This is a genomic window from Flavobacterium sp., from assembly GCF_043780635.1.
Lineage (GTDB): Bacteria > Bacteroidota > Bacteroidia > Flavobacteriales > Flavobacteriaceae > Flavobacterium.
On the sequence record NZ_JAYWCK010000175.1, the window covers coordinates 1 to 11,561 of the forward strand.

General features: G+C 35.9%; 9 protein-coding genes. 3 read left to right on the forward strand and 6 right to left on the reverse strand.

Annotation, left to right across the window (positions count from 1 at the left end; translation table 11 throughout):
• Both ACH2BV_RS15535 and ACH2BV_RS15540 read left to right on the forward strand, forming a co-directional pair.
• The coding region (locus tag ACH2BV_RS15535; protein ID WP_395051698.1) for a T9SS sorting signal type C domain-containing protein at nt 1-2,674 on the forward strand (2,674 nt) is incomplete at its 5' end.
• Between the two features lie 185 nt (nt 2,675-2,859).
• Nucleotides 2,860-4,824, forward strand: coding sequence for a transglycosylase domain-containing protein (locus ACH2BV_RS15540; RefSeq protein ID WP_395051699.1), 1,965 nt, complete (start codon nt 2,860-2,862; stop codon nt 4,822-4,824).
• Nucleotides 4,825-4,881: 57 nt separating this feature from the next.
• Here the strand turns inward: ACH2BV_RS15540 and ACH2BV_RS15545 are convergent, their stop codons facing one another.
• From ACH2BV_RS15545 to ACH2BV_RS15555, 3 genes are all read right to left on the reverse strand, one after another.
• Nucleotides 4,882-5,919: an aldo/keto reductase gene (locus ACH2BV_RS15545; protein WP_395051700.1), complete on the reverse strand. Its 1,038-nt coding sequence runs from the start codon at nt 5,917-5,919 to the stop codon at nt 4,882-4,884.
• A gap of 135 nt (nt 5,920-6,054) precedes the next feature.
• A complete protein-coding gene (locus ACH2BV_RS15550; protein WP_395051701.1) occupies nt 6,055-6,996 on the reverse strand; it encodes an OmpA family protein in 942 nt (313 codons plus the stop codon).
• 23 nt (nt 6,997-7,019) lie between these two features.
• Entirely contained in the window at nt 7,020-7,784 is a 765-nt protein-coding gene (locus ACH2BV_RS15555; protein ID WP_395051702.1) for an exodeoxyribonuclease III, read from the reverse strand.
• A 115-nt stretch (nt 7,785-7,899) separates the two neighbouring features.
• On the opposite strand from ACH2BV_RS15555, the gene ACH2BV_RS15560 reads away from it, so the two are divergent.
• Nucleotides 7,900-9,702: a GNAT family N-acyltransferase gene (locus ACH2BV_RS15560; RefSeq protein ID WP_395051703.1), complete on the forward strand. Its 1,803-nt coding sequence runs from the start codon at nt 7,900-7,902 to the stop codon at nt 9,700-9,702.
• 56 nt (nt 9,703-9,758) lie between these two features.
• Here the strand turns inward: ACH2BV_RS15560 and ACH2BV_RS15565 are convergent, their stop codons facing one another.
• The 3 genes from ACH2BV_RS15565 to ACH2BV_RS15575 all read right to left on the reverse strand — a co-directional run.
• Nucleotides 9,759-10,223 carry a DUF2752 domain-containing protein gene (locus ACH2BV_RS15565; RefSeq protein ID WP_395051704.1) on the reverse strand — a complete coding sequence of 155 codons (465 nt, stop codon included), beginning with the start codon at nt 10,221-10,223 and terminating at the stop codon, nt 9,759-9,761.
• Entirely contained in the window at nt 10,198-10,581 is a 384-nt protein-coding gene (locus tag ACH2BV_RS15570) for a DUF4234 domain-containing protein (RefSeq protein ID WP_395051705.1), read from the reverse strand. The genes ACH2BV_RS15565 and ACH2BV_RS15570 overlap by 26 nt, the downstream gene beginning before the upstream one ends.
• Nucleotides 10,582-10,666: 85 nt before the next feature.
• A partial coding sequence (locus ACH2BV_RS15575) for a 2-hydroxyacid dehydrogenase (RefSeq protein WP_395051706.1) occupies nt 10,667-11,561 on the reverse strand: 895 nt, incomplete at its 5' end.

Here is an 11,561-nt window from a genome sequence, read left to right on the forward strand (position 1 = left end):
TTATACAAATGCAAATCAACTAATGAGGAGATTTTTACTCAAGTTTAAGATTTTTATATTCGTATTTTTTCTTATTGTTTTTTCTGGAAATGCGATTGCCCAATGTTCAATTACTACAACAACGAATGCCAGTACTTTAGCCTGTGGAATCAGCCCACTCAATTCATGCAATGGAATTTTATATATTGGCGACGGAACCAGATCCATGAGTTTAATTATGAATGCGGAATTACAGCTGAGTTGCTTAGGTCCCATACAGCTAATTGTCAGAGCCGGAGCAACGCTTGATTTTTCATCGGGGAATAACCAATTGATACTGGCTGAAGGATCATCCATAATTTTTAGTGGAGGAACGATGACAGGAGGGTATTGCAATGACTCTCAAAGAATACTCATAGGCGCTAATTTGCTTGCAAGTTGCATTGGTGCTTATCCGAAAGCCAGTTTTGCGGATATATTGACAGTGGGCGGATCTGGAAACGCCTCTTCGAATTCTCCGGTATGTGTTGGAGATCCCATAAATCTTTCTGCTACGCCGCCTCCAACTGGGACTTATACGTATTCATGGTCAGGACCGGGGCTTTCAGCTACTCCATTTATTAGCAGCCCGAATTATACTTTTGTCGCCACAAGCTCAAATGGCGGGACTTACCAAGTAAGGATGAAAACCTCTCTGATTCGCGATCCTATTATTGGAGAAATTACTGTAGGTGTTAATACGTTGCCGAAAACACCAATAATTGGAGCCATCACTCAACCCGATTGCATTACTGCAACAGGTAGTATTGCTTTAAGCGGTTTACCGATATCCGGCACCTGGAATTTATACCAAAACGGGAATGCGGTACCAATAGTAACGGGAGGATCGGGAACTACTTACACTGTTGCTGGTCTTACGACAGGAAATTATACTTTTAAGGTCAGCAATGGTGCGTGTCTTTCGGTTCCTTCAAATGGTTTTGATGTGCTATTAGCTCCTTCAGCTACAAGCTGGACCGGATCCGGATCATGGTCAAATGGTTTGCCGACACTTTCGAATGAAGCCATAATTAATGCAAATTATGATACCTTAATCAATGGGGACATACAAGCGTGCAGTTTGGTGATTAGCGCTGGGACGTTGGTTATTAAGGACAGAAAATTTGTTACCATTCAAAATAATTTAACAGTAAATACAGGAGCGTTTTTAAATATAGAAAATCAAGGCTCATTAGTTATGGTCAATGATTCTGGAAGGGTTACCAATAATGGTACGATAAATGTGAAAAAGACAACAACCCCATTTGAACTATACGATTATACCTATTGGTCAAGCCCGATGATTTCTACAGCTATTGCAACCACATTTCCTACATGGCGCACAAACTATGCCTTTAGGTTTGAACCTGCCAATTTTGAAGATGTCAATGAGGATGGTTTCGATGATAACGGCAACGACTGGATTCGCGCCAGCAGCATGTCTCCCGGAAAGGGATATATAATTATGGGGCCCACATCAGGAAGTTTTGTCAATAGAACAGAATCGGTAGTTTTTACAGGAATAGTGAATAACGGGGCGCTAACCACTCCTATTGCATTGACTCCTAACGCAGCAACTGACGATGATTTTAATTTAGTTGGGAATCCTTATCCATCGGCAATTTCTGCTGACAGCTTCATCAATGCAAACCTTAGCAATATTTCAGGCAGCTTATATTTCTGGACGCATAAGAAAGATATCTCGGTCAGTAATCCTGGTCCTGATATTTTTAATTATTCCCAAGATGATTATGCCATGTACAATTTGAGCGGAGGAATAGGAACAGGAACCGCCGCTTATCCGGGAACTGCTTCAGCAACACCAATCCCGAACGGATATATTGCTTCCTGTCAGGGCTTTTTTGTAGAAGCCACCATTGCCGCTCCCTTGACTTTTAAAAACACTATGAGAGTTGGTTTGCCGGCTAGTGCCAATTCCCAATTTTTCAAAACTGAATCCAATAAAAAGGACAATACGGATAGAGACCGGATTTGGTTGAATTTAGAAAATGCGGACGGCATGTTCAGTCAGCAACTGGTTGGATATTTTAAAGATGCCACTTTAGATTTTGATAAAGGATATGACGGTTTGGTTAATGATGGAGGCAATTATGTCAGTTTTTATTCCTTTATCGACGATGATACTTACAGGATTCAGGGAAGGGGGCAATTCGACATAAAGGATCAGGTTCGGTTCGGTTATTTCAGCGCGGTAGCAGGGACATTCAGTATTGCTATCGATACCAAAGAAGGCGTTTTTGCAAAGGCCGATTTCTCCGTTTTTTTAGAAGACAAATTGTTAGATGTTATTCATGACCTGAAACAAGAACCGTATACTTTTAACACTCAAAAAGGAAATTTTAACGACCGTTTTATATTGCGTTATACGAATAAAACATTGGGCACGACGAATTTTGATACACAAACAAACAAGGTTTTGGTTTCCAATAAAAACAAACAAATAAAAATTAATTCTTTTGCTGAAACGATTGACAAGGTTACAATCTTCGACTTACTCGGAAGACAGATTTATCAAAAAGACAAGGTAAATAGCAATGAATTATCGATTGCAAATTTAGTATCAAGTCATCAAACTATAATCGTTAAAACAAGTTTGCAAAACGGGAAGACTTCTACGGACAAAATTATTTATTAGTATTGAAAAAACTTCATAAAAAATCCCGATTGCGGTTTTTTTATGCTTCAAAAAAACTGCAATAATTTTGCAAAGAGAATCATAAAATTATTTCTGTTACATTTTTTTTACTTTCCTTTATAGGCGACGATTCTAAATCTAAATAAGTTAGGTTTTGTACAGTCTTTTATTTTAAAAAACAATTTATGAGAACCAAAAAGCAAAAAATAATTGTAGCTGCAAAAATAATTGCAGCAACTTTTTTGGCAATCATCATAGCTCTTTTTGTTTTTAGAAATTCACTATTACAACAAGTAATTACTAAGGTTTCCATTAAAATGGAACGTGATTACAACAGCACTTTTTCAGTAAAAGAAGCTTCTTTTGTTGGATTATCAGGACTTCGCTTTTCTGAGATTATTTTAGTTCCAAAAAATGCCGACACACTTTTCAACATTCAAAAGATGAATACCAGCGTCAATTTTTGGCGTTTATTAATTGGCGATGTTCAATTAGGAACATTGGAAATCGAAAATGGCTATGTACAATTGGTGAAAAACAAAAAAGGACGAAATTTCGAAGCCTTTCTAAAAAAAGACAAGAACGAAACGACTAGTCTAAACGAAAAAAGAGATTACGCAAAATTTGCCAATAGAATCATCTCGAAAGTGCTCAACTTGGTGCCAACCGATATGAAAATAGAAAACCTTTCGTTCAGACTAAATGATAACGGAAATAAAACCACTATTAATTTTCAAAAACTGCGATTGGTAAACCAGCAACTTGAAACTTCAATTAAAGTCAAAACCAACGCTTTTACTCAGCGAATTCGAATTCAGGGTTTTGCCGATCCAAGAAACAAAACTGCCGACATTCGTTTTATTAATATCGACACTGGAGCCATCAAAGTACCTTATCTCGACGAACGTTATGGTTTAAAATCTAGCTTTGATTCCATTCGTGTAAACATTCAAAACATAGACAAATCTGGAGGCGAATTGCATATTGACGGCTTTGCTTCTATTGCCAATTTAATGATAAACCACAAGAAAATCGCCAACAAAGACGTGGTTATCAAAAACGCCAAATTTGATTTCAGGTTCTTGCTGGGTTCTGATTTTATTTCGATCGACAGCAGTTCTACCGTTGAATTCAACAAAATAAAATTCCATCCTTATCTGGCTTACGAAACTGAAGAAGACATGATATACAAACTCAAAGTGGCGATTCCAAAAATGCAAGCGCAGGATTTTATCTCTTCATTACCAGATGGTTTATTTTCCCATTTTCAGGGAATGGAAGCCGAAGGTAATTTCGAATATAAATTGGATTTTATGTTCAATAAAAACAAACCCAATACACTGATTTTTGATAGCAATCTAAAGAAAGAAAATCTAAAAATTACGAAATATGGAGAAGCCAATCTCAACAAACTCAACGGCGAATTTGTCTATCGAGCCATTATAAATAATGTACCGCAACGCGCAATTTTAGTAGGCCCTTCGAATCCAAATTACACGCCATTGAATCAAATTTCTCCTTATTTACAAAAATGCGTTTTAACCTCCGAAGATCCGTCGTTTTTCTCGCATCGTGGTTTTATTAATGAAGCATTCAAGCAATCGATTCTCAAAAATATTCGTACCAAGAAATTCTCCCGTGGCGCAAGCACAATAAGTATGCAATTAATTAAAAACGTATTTCTTACCAGAGAGAAAACCGTTTCCAGAAAACTGGAAGAAATCTTGTTGGTTTACATCCTTGAAAACAACCGAATCGCCAGCAAGGAACGAATGCTTGAAGTTTATTTCAACATTATTGAATGGGGACCAAATGTTTACGGAATCGGCGAAGCAAGTCAGTTTTATTTCCAGAAAAGACCAGCAGATTTGACCTTGAACGAATGTTTGTTTCTAGCAACCATCGTTCCAAAACCAAAGAAATTTATGTGGCAATTTGACAATGAAGGAAACCTAAAATCTTTTGCAAACCAACAGCAAAAATTCTTGAGCAATTTGATGTTACGAAGAGGGATTTTAATACCCGAAGACACGATTGGATATTCTATTCCGATAAATATTTCAGGAAACGCTCATTCTCATTTGAAATTGAAAGTGCTGGATTCCATTCCTGTGGATTCATTGGCTGTTGAAGAACCTTATGAGTTTTGATGGTTTAAAAAATCTAAACCAGACAGGTTTCAAAAACCTGTCTGGTTTTATTTTTCATTAAGGCGCAGGATCTGGAATTATAGCTTGAACTGCATTTATTTCCATCAATATTTCATCTGATAAAACAATGTCAATCGTAGCAATATTTTCCTTTAATTGCTCCATTGTTGTGGCTCCAATTATAGTGCTGGTTACAAACGCTTGTTGGGTTACAAATGCCAAAGCCAATTCTGTCAAGGTCAATCCGTGTTTATGTGCAACTTCCTGATACAATCTCGTTGCTTCAGCAGATTGTGCGCTGTTGTATCTCGAAAATTGTGGGAATAATTTGATTCTAGCGTCTGGATGACTTTCGCCAGACAAGAATTTGCCGGACAAAACACCAAAAGCCATTGGCGAATACGCCAATAAACCTACATTTTCTCTAATACAAATCTCAGCAGAACCGTTTTCGAAAAGTCTATTTAATAAAGAATACGGATTTTGAACGGTTTTTATTCTTGGTAGATTTTGATATTTACTTTCTTCTAGAAAACGCATAACTCCCCAAGGCGTTTCGTTTGAAAGCCCAATATGTTTTATTTTTCCTGCTTTTATGAAACCTTCCAAAGTTTCAAGTACATTCTGAATATTATCTTCCCAAGCATCGTGTTGCACTTTAAATCCGCGTTGACCAAAGAAATTTGTTTTACGTTCTGGCCAATGCAATTGGTATACATCAATATAATCGGTTTGCAAGCGCGTCAAACTTTTTTCTAAAGACAAGGCAATACTTACAGGAGAAAAATCCATATTTTCTCTTATATAAGACAATCCGGGATTGGGTCCGGCAATTTTAGAAGCCAAAACGATTTCATCTCTTTTTCCTGTTTTTTTGAACCAGGTTCCAAGAATTTTCTCTGTGCTTCCATAAGTTTCCTGACGTGCCGGAACAGAATACATCTCAGCTGTGTCAAAAAAATTGATTCCTTTTTCGAGAGCGTAATCCATTTGGGCGTGACCATCGGCTTCGGTGTTTTGTTGGCCAAAAGTCATCGTGCCAAGGCAAATTTTGCTGATTTTTATATCGGTATTGGGTAAAGTGGTGTAATTCATTTATTTGAAGTGCTAAAATTATAAGTTGCAAAAGTAAAGTTTAGTCTGACAATTGGACGTAACATTAACAATTTTTTAAATAAAAAAGGTTCTGCATTTTCATGCGAACCTTCTTTTGAATTAGGTATTTAGGTCTTAATTTATATCCTTCAACATATCAGCGATTTCGTCTAATCTCGGAGTTAAGATAATTTCTATTCTACGGTTTTTTGCTTTTCCTTCGGCAGTTGCATTGCTTGCTAATGGGGAGAATTCGCCTCGACCAGCAGCGGTTAGATTTTGTTTGTTCACTTTTTTGTTTTCGCTCAAAATCGCAACAATTGCTGTAGCTCTTTTAGTTGACAAATCCCAGTTATCAGCAATTGGTCCTGAACCTCCAAAAGGATCATCGTCAGTATGGCCTTCAATCAAAACAGAAATATCAGGATTGTCTCCCAATACTTTTCCCACTTCTACAACTGCTTTTTTACCTTCGGTTCCTACTGCCCAACTTCCGGAATTGAAAAGTAATTTGTTTTCCATAGAAACATATACTTTCCCGTTTTTTTGCTCTACCGTCAAACCTTTTCCTTCAAAACCATTCAAAGCATTCGAAAGTGTTTCTTTTAGTTTTCGCATACTGGCTTCTTTGGCGGCAATCAAATCTTCTAACTCTTTTAATCGCTGATTATTTTTGTTTAATTGTTCTTGTTCCAAAGCCAATGCTTTTTCTTTGGCTCCCAATTGTTCCAATAATTCACGGTTTTTAGCCATATTGGCTTTCAAAGATTCACTGCTATTTTTTTCCAAAGCTGTATAAGAATCCTGCAAAACATCCATTTTCTTGTTTAAAGCTGCATAATCAGCCTGCAATTTTTCGCGTTCTGATTTTATTTTAGCCAACTCTTTATTCAAAGCTTCTTGGTCTAATTCCAATTGGTTTTTAGATTTAATCAAGTCTGCATTTTCGTCTGAAATACTTCTGTTTTCTTTTTTCAAATCAGCGTATTTGCTTTCTAAATCATTGTAAATCTTCTTTGAAACGCAAGAAGTTGCAAGTGCTATAATCAGCAATCCGAGGGAGATTTTTTTTATCATTTTATTTTTATTTAGAGTATTTTTTATTCAACTTCGACCATAATCGGACAATGGTCTGAATGCTTGGCTTCAGGTAATATAACGGCTCTTTTTATTTTTTGTTTCAATGGTTCGCTTACTAAGCAATAATCAATTCGCCAACCCTTGTTTTCTAATCTTGCTGATGGAAATCGAACCGTCCACCAAGTGTAATTGTTGGGTTCTTTGTTTAAAAACCGGAAACTGTCTATGAATCCGCTTTTCATAAAACCGTCAAGCCAAGCTCTTTCTTCGGGCAAAAATCCGGAAACTTTCTTGTTCCGAATTGGATCGTGAATATCAATTGCTTCGTGACAAATATTGTAATCGCCACAAATGATAAGATTTGGAATTTCCTTTTTCAATTCATTGATGTAATTTTGAAAATCATCCATATACATAAACTTATGATCCAGCCTTTCGATATTAGTTCCCGAAGGCAAATACAAACTCATCACTGATAAATCCTCAAAATCGACCCGAAGATTTCTTCCTTCAAAATCCATATGAGGAATTCCTGTTCCGAAAACCACTTTTTTAGGTTCTGTTTTCGACAAAATTGCCACGCCACTGTATCCCTTTTTTGTGGCTGGAAACCAATAATGATATGGATAACCAGCAAGTTCGAAATCTAAAAGCGGAATTTGTTCTGGAGTTGCCTTGATTTCCTGAAGGCAAATTACATCGGGATTAGCTTGTTGAATCCAATTAATGAATCCTTTAGAAATTGCCGATCTTATTCCATTAACGTTATAGGAAATAATTTTCATTAAAAATATTTTTAAATTTCAAATGTAATGAAAAACAATAAAGATTGATTGCTAAAAAAAGAAGAAAATGGAGTTTTTTGCTATCTTTGTTACTTGCTCAAAAAACAAAAGCTACATGGGTTTAGTAACCGCCAAAGAAGTTGCAAAAGCAATAAACGCTGATAAGTACGGAATATTAGGTACTTTTTCTGGATGGTTATTGATGAAAGCACTTAAAATTTCAACTATAAACAAAGTCTACGATAGAAACAAACACTTAAAAGAAGTAGATTTTTTGAATGCTCTTTTAGATGATTTACAAATAAAATTTGAGATTCCAGAAGAGGATTTTAAACGCCTTCCTAAAGAGGGTGCTTACATAACTATTTCAAATCATCCTCTTGGAGGAATTGATGGGATCTTACTCCTCAAATTGATGTTGGAAAAGGAGCCTAATTTCAAAATTATTGCCAACTTTCTGCTGCATCGTATTGATCCGATGAAGCAATATATTATGCCCGTCAATCCATTCGAAAATCATAAAGATGCTAAATCGAGCGTGATTGGAATTAAAGAAACCTTGCGTCATTTGAGAGATGGAAAACCATTGGGAATGTTCCCAGCTGGTGAAGTTTCGACTTACAAAGATGGAAAGTTAATGGTTGACAAACCTTGGGAAGAAGGAGCTATAAAGGTCATTAGAAAAGCACAAGTTCCAGTAGTTCCCATTTATTTTCACGCCAAAAACAGTTGGTTTTTTTATTTCCTTTCGAAAATTAGCGATACGTTGCGAACGGCAAAATTACCTTCAGAAGTATTTAGTCAAAAACATCGCGCAATAAAAGTGCGTATTGGAAAACCTATTTCTGTTGCGGAACAAAATGAACATCCCACACTTGAAGATTATTCAGAATTTTTAAGACGAAAAACGTATATGCTGGCCAATCCTTTCGAAAAGGAAACACCCTTTTTACCAACACCAAGTTTAAAACTTCCAAAAAATCCGAAGGAAATTGTTACTGCTGCCAATCAGGAAAAAATGATCAAGGAAATAAACGCCTTGCGAGAAAGTGATTGTCGATTATTAGAAAGTAAAAACTACGAAGTGTTTTTTGCCAAAGCCAAAGACATGCCAAATGTGCTTCACGAAATAGGCCGATTAAGAGAAATTACATTCAGGGAAGTTGGTGAGGGAACAAACGAATCTACAGATATTGACTCCTACGATAAATATTATCGCCATATGTTTTTATGGGACGGTGATGCCCAGAGAATTGCCGGTGCATATAGAATGGGTTTGGGTTCAGAAATTTATCCTAAATATGGAATTGACGGTTTTTATTTAACCGATTTGTTTCGGTTTGAGCCCGAATTATTTGAAATGATGCATTATTCAATCGAAATGGGTCGTGCCTTTATAGTTAAGGAATACCAACAAAAACCAATGCCTCTTTTCTTGCTTTGGAAAGGAATCATCCACATTACATTACGTCATCCTGAGCATAAATTCTTGCTTGGTGGCGTGAGTATCAGTAATCAATTTTCTGATTTTTCAAAATCATTGATGATTGAATTTATGAAGTCCAATTTTTATGATCCCTATATTGCCCAATATATTCATCCAAAAAAAGCTTTTAAAGTTAAACTAAAAGATGCCGACAAGGATTTTATTTTTGATGAAGCAGAAGCCGATTTGAATAAATTTGACAAACTAATTGACGAATTAGAGCCTGGTGCTTTACGATTGCCAGTTCTGATAAAAAAATACATTAAGCAAAACGCTCGCGTGGTCGCTTTCAACGTTGACCCTTTGTTTAACAATGCGATTGATGGATTAATGTATATCCGAATTTCCGATATTCCTGACAGTACTGTAAAACCCGTAATGGAAGAATTTCAAGCCGAATTAGAAAAAAAATTAGCTGAGAAAGAAGATTAGCAGGTGGCAGATTGCAGACAGCAGTCAAAATAATTTCTCAACCTATTTTTTTTATTTCACTTCCAAATCGATTGATGCAAAATGTCATCAATAGAATTATTTTTTATAAAATAAATGATTCTGATGAAGTGGTAAGTTGCCAGAAAAATTCCTAAACCATATGCCAATTTTTTATTGAAAAGCAAATTGTTGAAATATTCTTTTTTGGTTATTAATTCCGTTGTGAGAACTACAATTGTGACTACACAAAATAGAATTACCAAAGGCCCCAGAATATGATAATACAAACTTTTTTGCAAATCTCCCTCATAGAAATAAACCAATGATTTTGTGATTCCACAACCCGGACATGGAAAACCGGTAAGCATCTTTAATGGACACAATGACTGATCCGTTTCAAGATGATTGTTGTGATTAAAAAACATCAAAAAAAACGGAATCATCAGCGTAATAAATGCGCCAATAATTCCGTAAATTTTACGTTTTGATTTTATATTAATTGTATAATTTATTGATGTCATTTTGAACAATCATAGCTGCAGCCATTGGAAAGAAAAACCCTAAAACCATCAACAATGTTGAATCGTCTTTTTGTGGATAACCAATACGTTTATATACTTCCGGCAAACCTTCTCTTCCTGCTAAATAAAAGAAATAAACATTTATAGGGAAACAACATCCTGCAAAAATAGCAATTGGTGACGAGATAACTTCACGCTCAGTGACTGCATTTAGCACTTCGGCAATTTTAACATTCCAATAAATATGATATAATCCACAGGTTATAAATCCTAAGATTAAAACTAATACCGGATCAACTTTAAATACGGGAATCGGGTTGTTTGGTCGGTTCCAATGTTCTGTAATTGTGTTTTCCATTCTTTTTGATTTTTAATTGGTTAGGGTAAAAATATAAAAATTATTGAAATTCAGCACATTTTGTTTTCAAAGTTGTTATTTTAACTCAAAGGTATTCCGCTTTAATTTTATCGACAATTACTTGTGCCAAACGTTCGTGGCTTTCATAAGTCCAACCCGCAATGTGTGGCGTAAGAATTACATTTTTTGTATTCAACAAATATTGAAAAGCTTCAGGAAGTTCCCTCGACTGCGCTCGGGATGACACAAATAGATTTTCAAAAGACAATTTTTCATATTCTAAAACATCTAAACCAGCTCCGAGAACTTTTCCGGTTTTCATTGCTTCAACCAAATCAGCAGTTACAATATTTTTCCCTCGAGAAGTGTTTATAATCCAAAACGATTTGGCGAAAGCATTAATAAAATCAGTATTAACCATCTTGTCCGTTTCGGGTGTCCAAGGAATATGCAGACTTAAAACATCGGTTTTTTGTTGTAATTCTTTGAGAGAAACTTGGCTTGCATTTTCATCACCCACATTTTCCTGAATATCATAACACAAAACTTCTACGTCAAAACCCCGAAGTTTCTTGGCAAAACATTTTCCCATATTTCCGTAACCAATGATACCAACAGTTTTTCCTTCGAGTTCGTGACCGCGGTTGCTTTCCCGGTTCCAATGACCTGATTTTATTTCGTTGTCGGCATTATTCAAATTATTGAAAAGTGACAAAATCATTCCCAAAGTATGCTCTGCAACTGCATTTCTGTTGCCTTCCGGCGCAGCAATGAGTTGAATGTTTTTCGATATAGCATAATCACAATCAATGCTTTCTAAACCAGCTCCAACACGCGCAATGAATTGTAAATTTGTGGCTTTGTCCAGAAAAGTTTTGTCAATTTTGAACCGGCTACGGATAACAATTCCTTGATAATCGTGGATTTTGGCTTCAATTTCTGCTTTGGAAGAAGTGAAATCTTCTTGATTTATAAATCCT